20 protein-coding genes and 1 tRNA gene are annotated in these 20,187 nt (G+C 46.8%); 11 read left to right on the forward strand and 10 right to left on the reverse strand.

Annotation, left to right across the window (positions count from 1 at the left end; translation table 11 throughout):
• Positions 1 to 42: 42 nt before the first annotated feature.
• Together SBG41_RS02450 and SBG41_RS02455 are read right to left on the reverse strand one after the other, a co-directional pair.
• Positions 43 to 537, reverse strand: a complete 495-nt coding sequence (locus tag SBG41_RS02450; RefSeq protein ID WP_317895959.1) for an acetyl-CoA carboxylase biotin carboxyl carrier protein subunit — start codon at positions 535 to 537, stop codon at positions 43 to 45.
• A complete protein-coding gene (locus SBG41_RS02455; RefSeq protein ID WP_317895960.1) occupies positions 497 to 2,002 on the reverse strand; it encodes an acetyl-CoA carboxylase biotin carboxylase subunit in 1,506 nt (501 codons plus the stop codon). The genes SBG41_RS02450 and SBG41_RS02455 overlap by 41 nt, the downstream gene beginning before the upstream one ends.
• A gap of 123 nt (positions 2,003 to 2,125) precedes the next feature.
• On the opposite strand from SBG41_RS02455, the gene SBG41_RS02460 reads away from it, so the two are divergent.
• The 4 genes from SBG41_RS02460 (at position 2,126) to SBG41_RS02475 (ending at position 5,248) form a co-directional block, all read left to right on the forward strand.
• Entirely contained in the window at positions 2,126 to 2,902 is a 777-nt protein-coding gene (locus SBG41_RS02460; RefSeq protein WP_317895961.1) for a biotin--[acetyl-CoA-carboxylase] ligase, read from the forward strand.
• An 8-nt stretch (positions 2,903 to 2,910) separates the two neighbouring features.
• A complete protein-coding gene (gene dcd, locus SBG41_RS02465; protein ID WP_317895962.1) occupies positions 2,911 to 3,447 on the forward strand; it encodes a dCTP deaminase in 537 nt (178 codons plus the stop codon).
• A gap of 274 nt (positions 3,448 to 3,721) precedes the next feature.
• Complete coding sequence (locus SBG41_RS02470) at positions 3,722 to 4,609, forward strand: DMT family transporter (protein WP_317895963.1); 888 nt, start codon at positions 3,722 to 3,724, stop codon at positions 4,607 to 4,609.
• A 36-nt stretch (positions 4,610 to 4,645) separates the two neighbouring features.
• Positions 4,646 to 5,248, forward strand: coding sequence for an O-methyltransferase (locus SBG41_RS02475; RefSeq protein WP_317895964.1), 603 nt, complete (start codon positions 4,646 to 4,648; stop codon positions 5,246 to 5,248).
• A gap of 14 nt (positions 5,249 to 5,262) precedes the next feature.
• Here SBG41_RS02475 and SBG41_RS02480 read toward each other — a convergent pair whose 3' ends face one another.
• Together SBG41_RS02480 and SBG41_RS02485 are read right to left on the reverse strand one after the other, a co-directional pair.
• Positions 5,263 to 5,550: a hypothetical protein gene (locus tag SBG41_RS02480; RefSeq protein WP_317895965.1), complete on the reverse strand. Its 288-nt coding sequence runs from the start codon at positions 5,548 to 5,550 to the stop codon at positions 5,263 to 5,265.
• Between the two features lie 176 nt (positions 5,551 to 5,726).
• Positions 5,727 to 5,853, reverse strand: a tRNA-Pro gene (locus SBG41_RS02485).
• A gap of 104 nt (positions 5,854 to 5,957) precedes the next feature.
• On the opposite strand from SBG41_RS02485, the gene SBG41_RS02490 reads away from it, so the two are divergent.
• Positions 5,958 to 7,196 (forward strand): hypothetical protein, encoded by a 1,239-nt coding sequence (locus tag SBG41_RS02490; RefSeq protein WP_317895966.1) that lies wholly within the window; start codon positions 5,958 to 5,960, stop codon positions 7,194 to 7,196.
• Between the two features lie 104 nt (positions 7,197 to 7,300).
• Here the strand turns inward: SBG41_RS02490 and SBG41_RS02495 are convergent, their stop codons facing one another.
• The 3 genes from SBG41_RS02495 to SBG41_RS02505 form a co-directional block, all read right to left on the reverse strand.
• The gene (locus tag SBG41_RS02495) at positions 7,301 to 7,924 is read right to left on the reverse strand and encodes a KH domain-containing protein (RefSeq protein WP_317895967.1); all 624 of its coding nucleotides are present in this window, start codon (positions 7,922 to 7,924) and stop codon (positions 7,301 to 7,303) included.
• A gap of 103 nt (positions 7,925 to 8,027) precedes the next feature.
• Positions 8,028 to 8,735 (reverse strand): serine protein kinase RIO, encoded by a 708-nt coding sequence (locus SBG41_RS02500; protein ID WP_317895968.1) that lies wholly within the window; start codon positions 8,733 to 8,735, stop codon positions 8,028 to 8,030.
• 134 nt (positions 8,736 to 8,869) lie between these two features.
• Positions 8,870 to 9,220: a translation initiation factor aIF-1A gene (locus SBG41_RS02505; protein WP_317895969.1), complete on the reverse strand. Its 351-nt coding sequence runs from the start codon at positions 9,218 to 9,220 to the stop codon at positions 8,870 to 8,872.
• Between the two features lie 156 nt (positions 9,221 to 9,376).
• Between SBG41_RS02505 and modD the strand changes: the two genes are divergently transcribed.
• Complete coding sequence (gene modD / locus SBG41_RS02510; protein ID WP_317895970.1) at positions 9,377 to 10,255, forward strand: ModD protein; 879 nt, start codon at positions 9,377 to 9,379, stop codon at positions 10,253 to 10,255.
• Positions 10,256 to 10,333: 78 nt separating this feature from the next.
• Here modD and SBG41_RS02515 read toward each other — a convergent pair whose 3' ends face one another.
• Together SBG41_RS02515 and SBG41_RS02520 are read right to left on the reverse strand one after the other, a co-directional pair.
• Positions 10,334 to 11,671, reverse strand: coding sequence for a cyclic 2,3-diphosphoglycerate synthase (locus tag SBG41_RS02515; RefSeq protein ID WP_317895971.1), 1,338 nt, complete (start codon positions 11,669 to 11,671; stop codon positions 10,334 to 10,336).
• A gap of 130 nt (positions 11,672 to 11,801) precedes the next feature.
• A complete protein-coding gene (locus tag SBG41_RS02520) occupies positions 11,802 to 13,052 on the reverse strand; it encodes a hypothetical protein (protein ID WP_317895972.1) in 1,251 nt (416 codons plus the stop codon).
• Positions 13,053 to 13,138: 86 nt separating this feature from the next.
• Here SBG41_RS02520 and SBG41_RS02525 point away from each other — a divergent pair, with 86 nt between their 5' ends.
• From SBG41_RS02525 to SBG41_RS02535, 3 genes are all read left to right on the forward strand, one after another.
• Positions 13,139 to 15,328: a CDC48 family AAA ATPase gene (locus SBG41_RS02525; protein ID WP_317895973.1), complete on the forward strand. Its 2,190-nt coding sequence runs from the start codon at positions 13,139 to 13,141 to the stop codon at positions 15,326 to 15,328.
• 153 nt (positions 15,329 to 15,481) lie between these two features.
• Positions 15,482 to 15,820, forward strand: coding sequence for a hypothetical protein (locus SBG41_RS02530; RefSeq protein ID WP_317895974.1), 339 nt, complete (start codon positions 15,482 to 15,484; stop codon positions 15,818 to 15,820).
• Complete coding sequence (locus tag SBG41_RS02535; protein ID WP_317895975.1) at positions 15,817 to 16,833, forward strand: hypothetical protein; 1,017 nt, start codon at positions 15,817 to 15,819, stop codon at positions 16,831 to 16,833. Before SBG41_RS02530 ends, SBG41_RS02535 begins: the two co-directional genes overlap by 4 nt.
• A gap of 182 nt (positions 16,834 to 17,015) precedes the next feature.
• Here the strand turns inward: SBG41_RS02535 and SBG41_RS02540 are convergent, their stop codons facing one another.
• A complete protein-coding gene (locus SBG41_RS02540; protein WP_317895976.1) occupies positions 17,016 to 19,097 on the reverse strand; it encodes a V-type ATP synthase subunit I in 2,082 nt (693 codons plus the stop codon).
• Positions 19,098 to 19,212: 115 nt separating this feature from the next.
• On the opposite strand from SBG41_RS02540, the gene SBG41_RS02545 reads away from it, so the two are divergent.
• Positions 19,213 to 19,521: a V-type ATP synthase subunit F gene (locus tag SBG41_RS02545; protein ID WP_317895977.1), complete on the forward strand. Its 309-nt coding sequence runs from the start codon at positions 19,213 to 19,215 to the stop codon at positions 19,519 to 19,521.
• Positions 19,522 to 19,530: 9 nt separating this feature from the next.
• A complete protein-coding gene (locus SBG41_RS02550) occupies positions 19,531 to 20,163 on the forward strand; it encodes a V-type ATP synthase subunit E (protein ID WP_317895978.1) in 633 nt (210 codons plus the stop codon).
• The last annotated feature ends 24 nt before the right edge of the window (positions 20,164 to 20,187 follow it).

Here is a 20,187-nt window from a genome sequence, read left to right on the forward strand (position 1 = left end):
CAAGCAAGAAGCAGAAGTTTTCCTATGAAACAGGGACCAGCTCTACTTGTCTCTGCACTTAATTTTTGCTATAGCTTCGCCTGGAGCTACTCCCTTGCCGGGCTCTATTGCTTCGAGTAGTTCACCGCTACATGGAGCATATACTTCGTTAAGCATCTTCATGGTTTCAACAACGGCTATTTTCTCGTTTTGGTTAACCTTCTCACCGATCCTCTTTAATAGTTCAATTACTTTCATTGAAAGTCTTGCTCGCAGCTCACCGCTGTGCTCATCGAATTCTACAAGCCAGGAAGCACTAGTAGTGCCGCTGGTGCTGGTACTGGTTGAACTGGAACTATTTTCAAGAAGTTGTTGTGCTATTGATAAGTGATATGAGCCGAAAGGCGTCTCTACGATATCATTCTCAACTCTAACTTGGAGCCTAATTATTTCCCCATTATCAGTCTCTATTTCTGCCTCATATGTATTGCCGTAGATTCTCTTAAGAGAAATTAACTTAATACCTTGCAATTCTCCAGGGTGGCCATGGCCAGCCATAACCGTTGTACCTCGTAACAGCATTAGATATGCTGTTTCTCAACAACTGGAGTGTTGCCCCTTGCTTCTTTACTATTTTTTCGGCGATCGCCTTTACGATTTTCCTCCTAGAAGCAATACTGCTGAGCAAGTTGTTTAATGACTTCTCTATAGTTTGGGTATCGTATTCTGCGTCAGCAAACCACGGTCTATCAGTTATCGCGCGGAGTAAGTCGAGATTAGTCTCTATACCACCTATTACTGTCTCACGTAGAGCCCAACGCAGCTTTGATAGTGCTTCACTGCGTGAGAACCCCCGAGCAATTATCTTTACTAATAATGTATCGTATTTTGGATTGATTTGCATGCCCTCTTCTATGCCTGAATCAACCCTTATACCGGGGCCGCGCGGCTCCTTAAGCCTTGTTACGATGCCCTCCGATGCACTGAAATTGTTGAACGGGTCCTCGGCATATACACGGGCCTCAATAGCCCATCCATGGAGCTTAACGCCATCCTGTGTTATGGATAGAGGATAACCGGCGGCCACAAGTAGCTGTTGCTTAACTATATCTATACCCGTAACTTCCTCGGTTACGCCGTGCTCTACTTGTAGCCTAGTATTTGCTTCAATAAAATACGGGTTTCCTTGGGGGTCTACAATAAACTCTATGGTGCCAGCACTCGAGTAGTTAACTGCTTCGCCGAGAGCTACGGCGTACTTTGTTAATTCCTCCCGAAGCGGCCTGCGGTGTTTTATTCTCTCAACGAAGGGGCTGGGTGCCTCTTCTACTATCTTCTGTCTGCGTCTCTGAAGGCTGCATTCTCGCTCAAAAAGGTGAATTACGTTACCTGATCCATCGCCTAGGATCTGAACCTCTATATGTCTTGCATGATTTATGAATTTTTCAACGAATATTGTCCCTGCGTTACCGAAGCCCAAGTCAGCCTCCATTTTGACAAGCTTGAAGCCTTGCTCAACTTCTTCCGGTGTATATGCTATCCTGCTTCCTCGCCCACCTCCTGCAAGACTAGCCTTAAGTATTACTGGATAACCGATTCGATCTGCACAGCGGCGAGCCTCTTCTGGGCTATGTGCCTCGCACCAAGGCAGTGTGGGTACGTCAAGCTTACGTGCGAGTTCCTTTGCCGAGTTCTTATCGCCCAGAAGCCGCATAGCCTTAGGGCTTGGGCCAGCCCACCCAATTCCATAACCTAGAACCTTCTCAGCAAAATCAGGATTCTCCGACAAGAATCCATAGCCTGGATGAATTACGTCGGCGTCAGCTTTAATAGCGGCATCTATGATGCTGTTCATATCAGTGTAGCTTTTGACGGGGATCGCAAGAACCCCCGCCCTGATGTGGGGACTATACTTGTCCCCGTCTTCATATATCGTTATAGGCTCCCACCCAAGCTCGCGGGCGGCACGCGCAATGCGTATGGCTATTTCGCCGCGCGATGCTATGAGGACCTTGCGTGTCAAAGCGTCAGCACCCTTGCGGAAACGCCTAGAAGAAACCTCCATGCTCAAGGAATATAAATGTTTAGACTTTTGGCGATAAGCGCTTTCGACGCTTGACGAATATAAGGCCGGAGGGTCTTTACCGTGGAGGCGTTCTTAAAGCCCCGATGCATAGAGGTCTACGACCACGTAGAGAGTACAATGGATGTAGAGCCTCCCGAGCTCCCAGGAGTCGTGATTGCCCTTACCCAGTTGCGGGGAAGAGGAAGAAGCGGAAGATGGATTAGCCCGAGAGGAGGCGCCTGGCTCACATTCTCGGCGTCAAGGGGGCCACCAGGCTCATGGCTACCAGTTGCCGTTGGGGGATGCGTGGCGGAAGAAGTTGAACGGCTCTTGCAAAGGGAACGCTATAAGCCAATTATAAGGGTAAAGTGGCCGAACGACCTTTATATAGACAGAGGAAAAGTTGGTGGAATACTGGTCGTTTATAAAAATGGAGTACTTAAAATCGGTGTAGGAATAAATGTGTATAATGCCGTGCCTCCCGGTGGAGCCAAGCTCTCCGCCTATGGTTATAAAAGGTCGTTAGCCGACATATATCTGGCGATAATAAAGGGCATAGGTAGGGCCCTCGTTTCTCCTGAAGACTGCTTGTGGGAAGCATCAAGAAGAGATATGCTTAGGGAGTGTAAAGTCGTTGTTTCGACGGAAAGAGGAATATTAGAAGGGATAGCGTTAGGGCTTACGCCTAGTGGGGCATTACTAGTAGAGACCAAGAATGGCGTATCCCGGGTAGAATGCTGCGGAATAATTAGCTGGGACTGTATGGGAGACACTAAAGCGTGGAATAAAACCCCTAACCTAAATAATATCAGTCTTCAAGAAAAGAATATTCCTTCTAGGCAGCTCGCAGAAGGGTGATTACGGCAATGATATTATCGGATCGTGATATTGCATGGTATATAGAGAAGGGCTTGCTGCGAATAGACCCCTTGCTAGATGACACCATACGTGAAAATGGAGTTGATCTCCACCTAGGCGACGAGTTTTGCCGATTTAACAGTAAGGCTTCCGAACTAGATACGAAAAAGCCCTTTGATAAACAAAAATACTATATATGTCGAAAGGCATTACCCGACAAAGGAATAACCATCAATCCCTACGAGCACGTACTTGCAACAACCCATGAAACAGTTTGCCTACCTGACGACCTTGTTGGCCTAGTTAATGTGCGTAGTACATTTGCCCGTCTCGGCCTCTTCGTTCCTCCAACCGTAATCGATGCCGGATTCTGCGGCCAAGTAACAATCGAGATCATTGGTTCTGCATACCCTATACGCCTGTATCCCGGACAACGATTCCTACATGTACTCTTTGTCAAAACAACGAGCCCGGTAGCAAAACCTTACAGTGGAAAATATCAAGGCCAGAGGGGGGTAACTCCGCCAAAGCTTGACCCCAAATAGTGTTTTATGTTGTGAAAAATTGTCGGCAGGTTCGGCCTTCGTTCCCTCAATCATCGCGGCATACTCAGTTGAAGCCGGGCCTCCACACCATGAATAGAATAAAGAGTTATAGGTTGAGTCAAGACTAGGCTTTTCTATATTTTTCTTACATAGTGATTTTTATCAGGCCTGCTAGCCATCATTGTATTGATGGGCTGGTAGCCGGATATAAACATCTAGGACTTATAAAGCTGGAAATGGTTGATTCAAGTCATTTGGCTATGGCTAGATAGCTTTGAAACGAATTTACTACAACACGAATAGCTCAACAAAATGGTTTCTCTATGCTGCTAGTGCAGCCCTCCTTTGGGGCACGATTGGTATAGCTTTCAAAATAGCTCTTAATAATGGAGCACACGAAGAATGGCTAATAGTTGGCCGCCCTCTGGTTAGCGCACTCGTCTCGGTAATTGCAATAGTTCTTGGATACGGAAAACCAGGAAAATGGAGTGTCCTCATCGGGTTTAGCGCCCTAGGCCCTCTGTTCATAGTTTACCCTAAGGCCGTTGAGCTTGTAGGTGCAGCAATCGCATCAATACTTCTCTATACAGCTCCAATATGGGTCACGGTTCTAGAGCCAGTAATGCTCCGGGAAAACCCCTCAATTATCGGCATGGTGTCGGTTATACTTGGTTTTCTAGGGACATTGCTAATAGCTTCTCCTGAGTCAGCGCAGCTGTCTTTTAAGGGAATATTACTAGGCATTGGTTCAGGATTATCCTACGCATTCTACATGTTATTGGCAAGGCTTGGTTCAAGTAGAGGAGCTAGTACCTATGAATTGAGCGTACATAGCACGCTCTTTGCGACTCTCGAGGCGCTGGTAATTATTCGTCCATCCCGTATGCCTAGTATAGTTGATGTGTGCGGTGCAATCTACTTAGGAGTATTTACAATGGTTTTGCCCTACATTTTACACGTAAGGGCTCTGCAGCGGGCTAGGGCACATCGTGTTGCTATCGCATCTCTTCTTGAACCTTTATCTGCAACGATACTTGCTTATATTGTGCTTGGTGAACGGCTTACTTTACAACAGATAGCGGGATCGGCATTGATACTCTTATCGGCGGCTATGATTCTAGGTGAAGAAATAAGCACTAGTGTCAATAGAAAGACTCAATGATACGTGTAAGACGTATAAAGCATAGGGGTTGGGTCCTTGCGTATCAATGTCCATGATCGCGAACTCCTAGAGTATATTAGGAAGGTATACGGGCTTAGCCAACGAATGGGAATTCCATCTATCGAGGAAGAAGACGGTGTTGCTATAGCCTCGGCTGCTTTCGCATATGCTTCGTCAGGAAGAAGCCTAGAAATCGTTGCCGTGGATGCGGGTGCAGGAATAGGTTATTCGACTCTCTGGCTTATCTTAGGTCTTAAGCCCTTCTGTAGTGAAGCAAGGTGTAAGGTGATCGCAGTCGAGTCAAATCGTACATATGCATCTATAGCCGAGGACGTGCTTGTGAAGGCTCCGCGAGGGGGAATAGATATAGAAGTTGTTAGAGACGATGCTGTCAAGTACGTGAACGAATTTCCGGATGAATATATTGATATTATCTTCGTAGATATTTATAAGGAACAATATGTGAGTATAATCGACATATTGAGCACCAAGCTAAAGAAAGGAGGAATAGCAATGTTTCACAACGCCTATATTCCTAGGCCTCCTACGACCTTCTTCAAAAAAGCCTCATCAAGGCCGTGGATATCAACAATAGTGCCTACTAGCCTTGGTATATTAATGGCATCGAGGCAAGAATAATGATAAAAGCTTAGTCAAACATAAGTCTTCTCAACTGAAACTATTGACGAAGCTAGCCATGCAGTAGTTGTTGCTAGCATTGCAGAGATTATTGCTGCCATCACAATACCTGATTGCTCGTTAAGATTATGCATATTTTCTATTATGTTTGAAACACTGATATCGTCGCCACCATAAAGTGCCAAGAAAGGCAACATCATTAATATGAAAACAGCTGCAAACGTGAATAGAAATACTCCTATCTTCGCACTAAAACCAGTAAGTGCACGCATGGGGAACACTCCTTCACTAATCTTAAGCATATTTATTGCCTTACTTTTAACTATGCCGGTATAGTAACTGAAAGTCAGATTTGTATATACGCCTATATTATACTTTATTAAAATCTATAAAATGAAAATTTTGTATTAAGTACAAAAGAATGATAGAATCAATGACGGTGTATTAGGTGCGAAAGAATAAGGAATACACACGTAAGTGGTGGGGCCGCCGGGATTTGAACCCGGGATCACCGGCGCTCCGGCCACGCGGGCCGGGGACACCACCGGCCCTCGCGGGGACTGGTCCCCAGGCCGGCATCCTGGACCAAGCTAGACGACGGCCCCAAGCACATTACGGCGCTTTCTCCCGTATATTGTTGTTTTCACTTATGTATCGGCGGGGTTATTACGCTTATTCCGCCCTTGTAAGAGACATTGGGTTTACCTAATTGCGCGTAAGCAAAGATACATGGCTCTTAGTCTTAGGTATCGCTGTTCTCTTAATACTAGTTTCCCTATCCTGGTGGAGCTGGAAGCAGAGCGGCCATGTTACAACACGTGGATGCAGAGAAGCCAATAATGCCATTATCGTAGTATATGCTGATAGACAAGCCCTCCTGGCTGAGAAGATGCTGCTCAGTATCAGTGCCATGTGGGCATCGGAGGTGCCCTCCGGGACAAGATTCTGCATCATGCATAAAGACGATATGGGTCTTCATCGCTTACCACTGTATCCATATATAGTCATAAAAGGCTCTAATGTCGCTAAGGCGCTAGAGCCCTATATTGTTGGTGAACTGGAAGGTACCTATTTTATAGATGCGAGCTTTGTTGCAAAAGTAGCTTTTAGTACATACCATTATGGTGGGAGAGATGTTCCCTCTCCACTGTTTAATCAAGAATCAAAACTGATAGTATACAATGGAAAAACACCATTTGCCAAGATAAAACAGTCTCAACTACTGGCCCAGATACCGCAGCTAGAAATTCTATCGGGATCAAAAATAACTAAAGTAGAAATTCTGGACAAGGAACCACCATATAAGGAGGCTCGTGACACGTACTATCCTGTTCCGGTGCTTGTTTCAAACTATAGCTTAGACTATTTCACTAGGAACCTTAAGAGAATCGGCAAAGGGGTATATGTCTACAAGTGTGCCGGCTGGATTCTCTACGATCTAGGCATTGTTGATGCAGTCGAAGTGTTGAGCGAAGATGTGTTAAAGAACTTTACTCTAGTAATTAATCTAAGTAGGCCCGGTAATAATCTAGTAAGGATATGGCTATTATTGGGAGGAAAGAATACGAATTGTAGGGTTGTCTCAAAGAAGCTTGACGCATTGATTAGAATCGCCGAGTCATTAGGACTAGATAATATTGAGGTGGCTGTGTTTTCGCGAAAAGACACAGCATATTGGCACCATCTTTTCCAGAATATATCGCTAATTGATGACCCGTTTTTCGTGCTTAATAGTTTAAAGACTTCTTGTAAGAAAGCACCTCTCTTGAAACAGAGCAAAGACGTCTTTGGGCCAAGCCCAGCATCGCTCGGCGAGTGTGCAGGTAATGAAGCCTTACTTGGTATCGGCTTCAAGGAATCTAAGTATATGGTTTTGATAAGGATAACAGACATAGACAACGCTACTCTAAAACGATTGCTTGAATACTATGCCGATAAGGCAAGATAAGAAATTAGTTGTATCGGTCTTCAGGAGATTCGTCATCCCTCTTACTGAAGCCAGACGGGTCAGTAATCCTGGCCTTCCTCACGGCACGCAGCCACGCTCTAGAGTTAGGGATAAGGTTTTTCCCATAGTCTTGTCATGCGCTCTCTTCTGAGCGTGAACATCGCTCTTTCCAGGAAGCGATAAACCGTGCTATGTTGTCTACCTTGTATCAGCATCTCTATTGCTTGTTTTGCTATATTTGCAGTCTCGTAGTCACCTATTATTGCTACATAGTGATCGTAGACGGAGATGTATGTGCCAGTCATTTCTTCAATTGTTTTTCTAGCTTTTCCTTTCTCGCCAATTATTCTTCCCTTTACTCTTTGAAGATGGTTAGGGCTGTCTCCAACATGTTGCTTCAAGTCTATTACTACAAGTATCTGATCTTCATCGAGAACGCGCATAGCTCTTTCTGGGCTAAATCCATAGGCTATTGCCTTGACAAACTCTTGAGCCTTCATAACCATTATTGGTTTCACGTCAGGAGCTTCTGGCTCAATGATAACCATTCCAGTAGTGCTGTCAACGGTTATCCTAGTCCTTGTTCGCTTCATTACTTCTGTCTTCACTTTTCCTCCTTCGCCGATGAGCACGCCTATCCTTTCGGGTGGGAGCTTGGCGTAGAGTCGGAGAGATGGTCTTAGAACTGATTGCGTATTCGTAATCTTGCTTGCCTCTTCCTCGCTCATTTCATTGGCACCCCGTATCTAGGATTGATTCTGGTACTCCATTATAAGGGTGGTAGATTTGTGCCGCAGGCCCTCATCGTTTGCTATAGAAGAGTCGCCGTTGTTAGCGGCTCTGCTGTTTAGGACATACTGTTTTTTCGCAGCTCGTTATTTCTGCTAGGATGCGGTTCTTGTCCTTGGCCTCTTCAACGCCGAGTTTCGAGAAAAATCTGGATATATTACGTGCATCGTTCTCGAGAAACGTATTGGCATTTGGATGTTCAAGGCTGACGGCCTGCGCAACATCTATTATATATACCTTACTGTCAAGTAGCATGATATTGTATTCACTGAGGTCTGCATGAACTAGTCGTGCACAACAATAGATACGGCGGTAATTCTCTATAACTTGTATGAAAACATCCTTCGCCTCATTGGGTAATAGATCATTTTGTATCTCGTGGAGGAGGGGTGCGCGTAGCCCATTACGGCCGATGAACTCCATTACTATTATATTTTGGTGCACGAGGTATGGTTTGGGGACACTTGCCCCAGCTTCGTACATTCGTTTAAGGTTTCTGAATTCCTTCCGAGCCCAGGCAGCAAAGAGCTTCTTCGTATTGCTTACGTCAACGTTCTGGAACCGTGGATCGCCTAAAAGATACTTGTAGATACTTTTACGAAACTCGGCAGTAACGGTCAAGTATATCTTCACGGCATATTCTGTTCCATCCCTTCCTACGGCTCTATAAACCCTCGCCTCTTTCCCAGCACTAACTACCCCTGCAAATCTGTCAAGTTTTAGTCTCCGCATTACCTCGTAAGCTGCCATAAGGGTCTGTGCATCCCAGACCTCTTCAACGGTTTCAAAGAGGTCTTTGTCTTTGAGCCTTTTCTCTCTTCGGCGCCCCAGGGCTTTAAGGCACCTCCACCTTATAGGAAAACAAAGATCGCACGCTTACAGCGCTATGAGTATTCCTCGGCTATTTCGAGCAGTTCTTCCGGTACTAGTCCCATTTCTACTAGTCTTTTGACCTCGTCCCTTGTGTAACGGTGTATGATGTCTGCCCTATCGGGTTTAAAGTCCCATGGTGCTGCTAGAACGATGTCTCCCTCTCTCATCCACACGCGCCTTCTCATGCTTCCCTTGATTCTAGCTTTTCGCTCAACACCGTCTTGGCATCTAAGCAGGACATGGTCAGCACCTAGGAGTTTAATTATTACGCATAGCATTGTGCCTTCTTCTGGGTTGGGTAAGAGTAGTTCTTTTTTGCTCTCTTCTTCTTGACCTCGGCGCTTCTTCTTCGCCAGGGCCAATTCACCCCAGGTATATGCTAAGTCTGCCTAGTAGAAGGTATACTAGTCTATTGGTCGCTGGACGTTTCCTAGCCAATGGTGTCGCTATCGTGCTATACTTTATATTGTAGCGCCAAGGGGTGGTGCATTGGGAAGGCATCAGAGGGGTTTGGTGCAATGTGCAACCTCTTCATACATTACCCGGCGAGCCTTATTGATGAGTGGATTAAGGAAGACATACCCTTTGCAGATCTAACTACCAGTATACTAGGTTTGGTCAAAAAACAGTCTCGTGCAAAAATAATTACGAGAGAACCCATTACTGTCTGTGGGCTCCAAGAAGCAGCAAGAGTTTATGAACACCTAGGTGCAAGTGTAAAACCAATAGTCGCTGAAGGCGAGCAAGTTGAAGCTGGTACAACGCTCATGATTGCTGAAGGCACGGCGGGCTCGCTTCACGCGGCTTGGAGAGTGGCTCAGTCCTTTATAGCCATAGGCTCAGCCATCGCATCATACACTCGTAGCTTAGTTAAGAGGGCGAAACAAGTCAACCCAAACATTATAATAGCTGTTGCAAGAAAAGCGCCGCCGGGCTTACGCCATCTCTATTATCACTGTGTTCTGTGCGGCGGCGCAAGTCTACATCGTGTAGGTATAAGTGATAGTTTCTTAGCATTTCCAAATCATACTAGGCTTTTAGGCGGGATCCATAGTCTTATTGAAGTAATTAGAGAGCGAAGAGACTTGATAGGGGAGAGAAGAGTCGTAGTAGAAGTTGAGACAATCGAAGAAGCCATAGCGGCCGCAAAAAGCGGTGTAATTGACGAGGTGCAACTCGATCATATGGATCCCGTAGAGCTTGAAAAAGTGGTAAAGATTATTAAATCAATTAACCCCAATGTCCGTGTCGCAATAGGTGGCGGGATTAATGCAGACAATATAGCTGATTATGCATCTACCGGCGTTGACGTTATTGTAACAAGTGCTCCTTACTGGGTAAAACCAGCCAATATAACAACAATAATAGAGCCGTTGAATAACGCTGAAACAATGTAGATAACTTGCTATGAGGCTTTGAGATCACCATTCGCTAAACGCGAGGGCTAGCTAGAAAAAGGAGGATAAGAGGAGGCATCAGTGGCTTGGTAGCGGGTGTTTTTCTAATAGCTTGTCTACTATGTCTTTAGGTGTTGGTCCTTCTAGCACTTTTAGCTCATAGTTTACGCGGACGTATGGCTTGTCTAGCTTAATCATGTTCTCTATTCTGGCGGGACTGGCTATTATGATTACGTCAGCTGGTACTCTTCTCAGCGTTTCTTCAAGGTCTCTTAGCTGCTTCTCGGTGTACCCTGTTGATGGTACTACTGGGCCCATGTGTTTGTAGGTCTCATACATTTCCTTTATCACGCCGACGGCGTATGGCTTTGGATCCACTATTTCAGCGCCATACTTCTTTGCCGCCACGTATCCGGCTGCGTAGGGTGCACCGCCATGCGTCACTGTTGGCGAGTCTTCAACAACCACTACTTTCTTACCCTTTACTTGTTCGGGATTAGTGACAGTTACCTCTAGATCAGCTACGGCTATTTCAAGCCTGGGGTTTAGTTTTAGCAAGTTCTCCTTTACCTTCTTGACGTTTTCTGGCCCAGCCTCGCTAGCCTTTGTTATGATCGCTATGTCTGCTGCTCTCACGTTTACCTCGCCTGGGAAAGCTGAAGCTTCAAGGCCTGGTCTTAGGGCGTCAGCGACTACTATCCATAGGTCTGGCTTTATGAATGGCCAGTCATTGTTGCCGCCATCCCATAGTACTATGTCTCCTAGCTTCTCGGCCTCGCGCACGACTAGGCCGTAGTCCACGCCTGCTAGAACGGGTACACCCAGCTCTATATAGGGCTCATACTCTTCGCGCTCCTCTATAGTTAATGGGTACTTTGTTATGTCTTCGCGACTCTTTATCACTATAAGGTTCTTTGCCTCTAGGTCACCATAGGCCATTGGGTGTCTTACTACGGCAGGTACTAGGTTTCGGGACTTGATTTCGCGGACGAGCGCGCGGGACACTGTACTCTTGCCAGCTCCTGTCTTGACGGCCGTTACTGCTAGTACTGGCCTAAAGCTTGGTATCATCGTGTCACGCGGCCCAACTATTCTGAAATCGGCGCCAGTTGCTAGGACCATGCTTAGCTTATGCCCGACCTCCTCGTAAGTCAAGTCGCTATATGCCAGTATGACCTCGTCCACGTCAAAGTCTTTGACGAGCTTGGGCAGCCACTCCTCCGGATAAATGGGTATTCCATCAGGATAAAGTGGGCCAGCAAGGCTTGGGGGATAACGGCTCCACTCTATTCCTGGTATCTGTGTTGCCGTGAAGGCTACTACCTCGTAGTCAGGATTGTTGCGGAACAGCATGTTGAAGACGTGGAAGTCTCTTCCGCCTGCGCCCATAATTATTACTCTCTTCTTTCTAGCCATGGTTGTTCCCTCTTTATGGCCGCTATTTGTTCTAGGAGTTTGTCTAATAAGAACTATTCCCTAGGCACAACGAGCCAGTATCTCTAGACTCATGCTGAGTGATTATGGTTGGGTCGGAAAACTGTGGGAACTAAACTATTACCTCGTATTCTATTCCGAGAAGCTGAGCTGCGATTGTAAGGGATTCTGTATAGTCTCCTATAGTCATCACATAGTGGTTTCCAATGCTTTTCTCAATAATTATTCTTGGGTTTCGGAGCCTTACTTTGACTTGCGTTCTGCAGTGAAGATTACTGAGCAATCCAGACTCTATAATGGTGCCACGCATTATTCTTAGCTTCAAAGTACTAGGGTCAAGACGTAGAATTGTAACCGGCTCACCTGGTGCCATTTTAACTGATACACCGACACCAATGCCGCTCTCAAAATGTGTCAAAAGACTGTATTGTTGGCCAAGCATGATCGGAGATGTACAATGAGCAAACACAGCCATGTTGTCTTCGATCCTAGCCGGGTTAGCCATGAATACTGGCTTTCCAGAAATAGCAGACAAGATCATCATTGAGACAGTGGAGGGTACATCTCCTTCGCATCCCGCTACAAAGCCTTCCGAGTTAAGAAGTGATAACGCGAGACACGCCGTTGTCCTAATATTCTCTATGAGATCGAAGCACTTTATTGTTAAAGCGTCTAGCCCGTATCTGTCGATAAGTGATTTTAGTGCTACGTAGACCTTTAACGCCTTAGCCACTTCGTCTCGGGTAACCCTGATACTAGACGCGTTTTGGACTAATCGCTTGACGAGGTCTTCAGGCTCTTTAGCATCTTGATAGAATGCAAGGAACTCGTTCATGTCTATACTTATGAGTTGAATACCAAGTTTATTAGCATTCTCAGCAGTTAGCTTGCTGTAAACGAGCCACGGGCTAATTCCTCCTATAATTCCAAGCCTAGCGCCTTGCAGCTTTGCGAGACTTCTGAGAATCCTTAGACCTTGACTAATGGCTAGTAATCCCTTATCATCAAAATCGCTAACGTATATTATCGCGGTTTTTCCAGCATCACGAAGTATGGGTGCTGCTTCGAGTACTGCTGGTAAGCTATTAGCGTATGGATGGGCAATTACAAGCATCGGGCTTTTCGCCCTATCTCTAAGAGCGAGCAATATATGTTCTGTACCTCCTGTTGCGACGAGCACGCTCAAACCGCTGCAGCGGGTAATACCATCCTCACTAATGGCATCAATATCGTCGATGACTCCTAGAAAGCTATCAGATTCTTTAATAACATCCCTAATCTTGTTTAATAACCATTTTATATAGCTCTCGTTTCGTAAACGAGACGCAACTATAGTGAAACAAATGTTGTGACTCCGTGACAATGCCTTATCCCCGCTAAGGTTTATGCGAAGCCCTCTAGTAATATTAAGAGGGCTAGAAACTAACTATACCTTGGTGCAAGTAGGCCTTGTCAAGTGAGATTGAGCTTCGTGTTGCTGAGGCTCGTAGCAGGGATGTTGGCAGAAAGATTGCACGTATCAGCCGGGATGCTATGGCGCGACTCGGCGTAGAAGTCGGCGACTTCATTGAGATTGAGGGGCCTAAGGGTATTGCTGTTGCCCAGGTGTGGCCCCTTCACCCCGACGAAGACCCCAACATTATCAGGATCGACGGCTTCATAAGAGAAGCTATTGGCGCTAGTGTCGGCGACACGGTGAGGGTTAGGAGAGCAGCCAACGTACAGCCAGCAACACGCGTAGTGCTAGCACCCACGGAGCCTATGAGGTTTAGCAGAGACTTTGTAGAATACGTGAAAGACTACCTGCTGAGAAAGCCGCTTGCACGAGGAGAAACAATAATCATACCGTTCTTCGGAGCAGGGCTCAGACTAGTAGTAGTAGCGACTCAGCCTGGACAATTCGTATACGTGACAGATCAGACACAGCTAGAGATAAGAGAAGAACCGGTTAAGGAGGAGCAGCTACGCCGCCGCGGAATACCGAGGGTTACATGGGAGGACATAGGTGATCTAGAGGAAGCAAAGGAGAAGATAAGAGAGATAGTAGAGCTGCCGATGAAACACCCAGAACTCTTCAAGCACCTAGGCATAGAGCCTCCAAAGGGTATTCTCCTCTATGGCCCGCCTGGTGTTGGTAAGACACTACTAGCGAAGGCCCTTGCTAACGAGATCGGCGCTTACTTTATTGCGATTAACGGCCCAGAGATAATGAGCAAATACTATGGTGAGAGCGAGCAAAGGCTAAGAGAAATATTCGAAGAAGCCGAGAAAAACGCGCCATCAATAATATTCATAGACGAGATAGACGCGATAGCACCTAGAAGAGAAGAGGTTACGGGCGAAGTAGAGAAACGTGTCGTAGCACAGCTGCTAACACTAATGGATGGGCTCAAGGAGCGAGGCAGAGTAATAGTAATCGGCGCAACCAATAGGCCCGAGGCTCTTGACCCGGCACTCAGGCGCCCAGGGCGCTTCGATAGAGAGATAGAGATTCGTCCACCAGATAAGCGAGCTCGTAAGGAGATTCTCCAGGTACATGTTAGGAACATGCCTCTTGCCGACGATGTTGATCTTGATAAGATTGCTGAGATGACTCATGGCTATACTGGCGCAGACCTGGCAGCGTTGGCGAAGGAGGCTGCGATGAACGCGCTACGCCGCTTCATCAAGAGCGGCAAAATAGACCTAAACAAACCAATACCGGCAGAAGTACTCAAAGAACTAAAAGTAACAATGGCAGACTTCATAGAGGCAATGAAGTATGTGCAGCCCAGCCTCATAAGGGAGATCTATATTGAGGTTCCTGAGGTTCATTGGGAGGATATTGGTGGGTTAGAGGATGTTAAGCAGCAGTTGCGCGAGGCAGTAGAATGGCCGCTGAAGTATCCCGAAGTCTTCGAGCAGATGGGTATTAGGCCGCCTAAGGGTATCTTGTTGTTTGGTCCTCCTGGTACTGGTAAGACTATGCTCGCTAAGGCTGCTGCAACAGAGAGCGGAGCCAACTTCATAGCAGTAAGAGGACCAGAAATACTAAGCAAATGGGTAGGAGAATCAGAAAAAGCAATCCGTCAGATATTCAGGCGTGCAAGACAAGTTGCGCCAGCAATTATATTCTTCGACGAAATAGACGCAATAGCACCTGCTAGAGGTTATCGTCACGATACTAGCGGTGTGACCGACAGGATAGTGAACCAATTGTTGACTGAGATGGACGGCATCGAGCCTTTGACGAACGTAGTGGTTATTGCTGCTACTAATAGGCCTGATATCCTCGACCCGGCGCTGCTAAGGCCAGGAAGATTCGATAGACTCATCTATGTGCCGCCTCCAGACAAGAAAGCAAGACTAGAAATACTCAAAATACACACAAGAAAAATGCCACTAGCAGAAGACGTAGACCTTGAAGCAATAGCCGAGAAGACGGAAGGCTATACAGGCGCGGATCTAGAGGCGCTTTGCCGCGAGGCAGCAATGTTAGCCGTTAGAGAGAGCCTCGAAAAAACTGGCAAGCCGACAGCGACGGTTGTCAGAATGAAGCACTTCGAGAAAGCATTGCAGGTAATACAGCCAAGCCTAACGCCAGAGGACATTAGGCGCTACGAGAAGCTCGCTAAGGAACTAAAGAGAATGGTTATCTAAGGGCTGCCTTGAAACTAGGTCTTTTTACGCTGCAGCCCTTGTCTTTTACACGTTTTGTCGTATTTGCTGTGTTTGTTCCTTTGTAGCATGCTTTAGCAGAGCGAGTTCTACTTATTTAGGTGCGCTTTAGAGTACCGCACGGGGAGGATTAGGTTGACGAACGAGGAGCTTCTCAACAAGATTCTGAAAAGCGTTGAAGAAATTGAGGAAGAAGCAAAGAAAGCTCTTGAAGGCATAGATAAGGATGCTGCTGAGCTGGTCCAGTTTGCTGAAAACATCGCAGCAAAGCTGAGGGCTAAGACGGAGGAACTGATCTCTCGCGCACGTAAGGATATAGAGCAACTAGTTAATGAGGAAATAGAGAGGCTTTCGAAAGAACTCAAAGAGCGCGGAGACCGCGAGATGAGAGAACTCGAGGAACTAATTAAGAAGAATCGTGGCAAGGCACTAGAGAAGGCATTAGAGACGCTATCAAAGGTGATTAAGGCGTGAAAGTAATACCAGGCATTGGAGCAGAATACGTATACGTAAAAGCTCTTGTTCACAGGGTCCAGAGCATTGAGGAAGATCTGCGAGCAGTATTAGCACAATATACCGAAGATGAGACAACTATTCGCCTGTATCAGGCAACGCGTCTTGCACGCTTGTTGCCTGCAGGTACGGAGTTTACTGAGCCAAGGCAAGTAGAGCGTTCAGCGTACCGTCTATACGTAGAGGTATTGCAATCACTTTCGACAAGCCTATCTGAAAAAGCACTCATACTTTATAATCCATACGCGCTAATACCAATAGTTCGTGATGTTGAGCTAATACTGCGCCGCGGTCAGAGGGGAGAAGAACTACCTAGCAAAGAGGAACTTTTCTGGCCGGAGTCGCCGCAAGTACAAGAGGCCCTAAGACTAGTTGAGGAAGGAATAACTGACCCGATACAGGTGACCAGGCGACTAGGATTACAAACGTCATACAAACTCCTCTCAGCAGCGAAGACATCAGAGGCTCTAAGCACAGCATTCGATATTGAGCTACTGAAAGCCTTTGCAGACGCGGTTAAGAATGCGAAGACAAGCATTGGTAAAGACATCCTCGGAGCCAGGCTTGACATCCTCGTCGCAAAAACGATGTACTCCCTCATAGAAATGAAGCCTGCCCGCCAAGTTATAGACATCTACTTGGAAAACCTTACAACATATAAGCTTAAAGAAGGGGAAGTAAAGAATGCCGTAGAAGCCTTTGACGCCGAGCTCGCGAAGAGACTACTAGTTTCTTCACCTTATGGTACAGTATCGGAAAACCTAGGCGTTCTTGAAGGCTTTATAGCAAGAGTGAGGAAGTATTTGCGCGGCATTGATAAGAAAATCTTCACGTGGGAACCAGTAAGCAATGAACCCATCATAGGTCTGTTAGATCTCCTTCTACTCGACGCGGAGGACGCAGTAATAATTGCCCTCATGGCTTATAGTCGTCAGCCTAAAGAGAGAGTCCTAGACCTCGTTTCATTTGCATAATTCTTTTTCATTGCTTCGCTGTAATGCTTTAATATATTAATTTATTAATCTTGTTATAGAGATAAATCATGAGCTGAGCAAGGAATCAGTCGGACTCATCTTACTTAGAAAGATTCGCTTCTGGATAGATCAACTGATTTTAAAGTGAAGCCTAGTGGATGGGGCTATAAAAATAGTTTGGCTTAGTCTGTGGCGAGTTTTATGTTTGCAGGTAGTGATACTGGCTGGTAGAGGCGGCCTCCATCGATGTAGAACTTGCTGAACATTTCGTAGAAGTGAAGCCTTAGCGAGTGTGCATATGCTACTAGGGCCTCCAGGCCTATTACTAGTATATTCCCAAGTATGTATACTATTGCGCCAACTATTGGACCGCTTATAATTGCGAGTATTAGGAAGCCAAACATGAGCCCGCTGTGTGCCAGCATCAGTCCCATAATTCGCATGAAGGAGGCAGTATTGCCTATAGCCATTAACAGTATGTCGAATGCCTCCATGAAGCCCGTCATTGCTCTCTCGCCGAATCCTCCGTGCCCATAAACGATTGGCGCAATCATTGCAACTAAGAGGCCTATTACGAACAACGTTCTTACCGTTGCGCCAAACACTGTGCTTGGACTTAGGGTTAGTCCTGCATCCTTGAGTACTTGTGCAGCTGCCTCAAGGGGGTGCTCGGCATGTATCACTAATGGCGCACCCAGGAATGCCAGCGCTACGCTTCCAAAGACAAGCGTTTTGCCGATACCTGCAACGAGGATTTCCTTGTCCCGCAAACTTATCCCATTAATTATCGAGAATATTGACGATATCGTCAAGAGCAGCGATCCCAGTGCCAGTGATACGTAGATTGAAGTATAGAGTAAGTGCTGTACAGCCCCTTCGGGCACTTCGCCGCCGTTCTTAACCATTTCTTCTGCTATTGGGTGTAGCGGGCTGGCTAGCGGCGGGTGTCCGCCCCAGATACTTGTAAGCCAGCCTGCTACGTGCGGCTCGGCGCCGAAGAATTCACCGCTGAGGAAACCAGTTATCATTGCCGCGATGCCAAAAACTATGACGAGTTTACCTAGATTAGGGTTACCCATCTTCTTATAGAACAAATAGTAACCCACAAGTGCGAGAACGAGGCCGTGTCCGAGATCGGGGAACATTAAGCCGTAGATTATTGGGAGAGTTATCGCCATTACAGCTGCTGGCACTATTTCGCGTGGACGAGGGAAGCCACCCATTCCCATGAGGTCGGCGAAGGGAGCCAATAGGTTACCGACGCGGAAATACGAGGGCGGCAGCTTTTCCTCTTCATGCTCTTCTTCGTGTCCCTCCCTGTGACTCTCTTCATGCTCGTGTAGCGCAGCTGCATATGTTACATTGTTTTCCCTAAGCGCTTTCTCGAGACTACCTAGTTTCTCGTTTGCAACGTAGCCATGGATAAGGGCGATGGTTTTTGAAGGCTTAGTGGCCTCTAGTATCGATACCAGCCTTTTCGCGGCCTCAACGAGTCTTAGAGCCTTTCTAAGGAATGGTATATGACGTTCCAATACTATGGGTAGGTTTTCGACCTCTTCCCTGGCTTGCCGGAGTGCCTCGGCTGGTATAGGCGGAAGGTCTCTTGGGATTTCCAGTAACTCTGCGCGATAGCGTACAGCAACTCTGCCTATATCGGCTTCGCGCCAGGCAGGATATACCGCAATGAAAGTGTGTCTATTAGGCTCCACGATCCCAACATCAACAAGAACTACAGCTTCAATCTTAGAGGCCTCATCGCGGAACCCATCAGCTTTGTCAAGAGGTACTCTATAAATCTTAGCACGTATAATCGAGCCTTTTCGCAGCTTCTCTAAGTCAACCCTTATGAAACTATAATATTGGAGAGTGCGAAGAAGCTCGGATAGCTCCGACTCTGGATTCCTTAGCTGGGCAAGCTTCTCCGCAATCCTCTCAATATCCCTTATTGTATCGCCAAGCTGCTCCAATAGCCTCGAGAGGCCAACATCTGTCTCCTGCGCCAGCCTCAGCGCCTCTTCCTCCTCTACCTCAATAATCTTCTTCTCCGCAACTTCTAGCGCTTGTTTTATCTTCTGTTCAAGCGTATCAAGGTCTCCTCTAATACGGTGCAATAACGCCCTATAAGAGGGATCAGTTGTAACAGGTTCTGGATGGAGACATCTGCACTCTGCGAGCGCTTTCACAGCTCTTGGCAACTGTTCAACGGGTATAGCAACTACTATTTCTTGAGCCGGCCTTGCTACGAGAACATCAGCTAATGCCATGGCTTATCCCCAGCGCTGGATGACTGCCCCTTAGACCTGTACCCGGGGACATAGCACAAGTGTGGCAAGAATTTTTAATACATATTGTTCTAGGCCACTAGCCCGGGAACAAATTTTGGAGAAACGCCACATCGTTGCCATTGCGGATCCCTATACGGTGTACGCGCTTCGCCTCATAGGTGTAGAGGGCTATCCAGTGACTAGTAGCGAGGAGGCAAAGCGAATCCTCAAAAACATTGAGTTAAGAGAGGATGTTGGACTAGTACTTGTCTCGGCAGAGATATTTGACGAGATCAGTGACGCAATTTCGGCTCTCCAGCGCGGTCGCAGTGACCTCGTAGTGGCAAGGCTCCCGACTATCCGGGAGCCCGGAAAACCCATGGATGTTCAAAAGGAGCTTCTCAAGGCACTTGGAATGGGGTGATCCTCAGTAATGCCCCGTGTGCTTGGCTCACCCGATAAGCTCTCAGACGAAATAATAGATAAGATTCGATCCGAGATCGAGACAAAAATGAAAGAAGCCCTAATTGCAGCCCGACAGATAATCGATAAAGCTTACGAGGAATCTAGGAAGAAGCTTGAAGAAGAACTACGCCACATGAGCCGTGATGCGCGCGAACGCGTGTCATCCTTTAGCGCGAAGTGGGAAGTCGAGCACAGAAAGAAACTAGCAGAACTCCGGTCCAAGGCGGTAGAAGAAGTGCTTGCGGAGGCGCTCTCAAAGCTAAGAAGCTATGTTGGCGAAGAAGCATATACGGAGTTCCTCGCAAGAATGATGAACGACGCATTCTCCAAGCTCCCCGAAGGCGTAGAGGAAGTAAATATTATCCCCGTTAAGGGTGACGAGGAGTATGTTAAAAAGGCCTTACGCAAGGCTTCGAAACCGAAAGGAGTTAAAGTAGAAGTCGCTGAAGAGTTTGTGGAGGGTCTTGGCGGCTTCATTATACGGACACGGGGAGGAGGCTTCACGCTCGACTATAGGCTTGACGTGGTCCTCGCACCCGTGATTGAGGAAACCCGCACAGTTATTTTGAAGACCCTGCTCGGGGGAGAAGGAACTGCTTAGCACTAATCCCCCTACCCTGTAACA

It is taken from the genome of Pyrofollis japonicus, from assembly GCF_033097485.1.
In the GTDB taxonomy this organism is placed as follows: Archaea; Thermoproteota; Thermoprotei_A; order Sulfolobales; family Pyrodictiaceae; genus Pyrofollis; species Pyrofollis japonicus.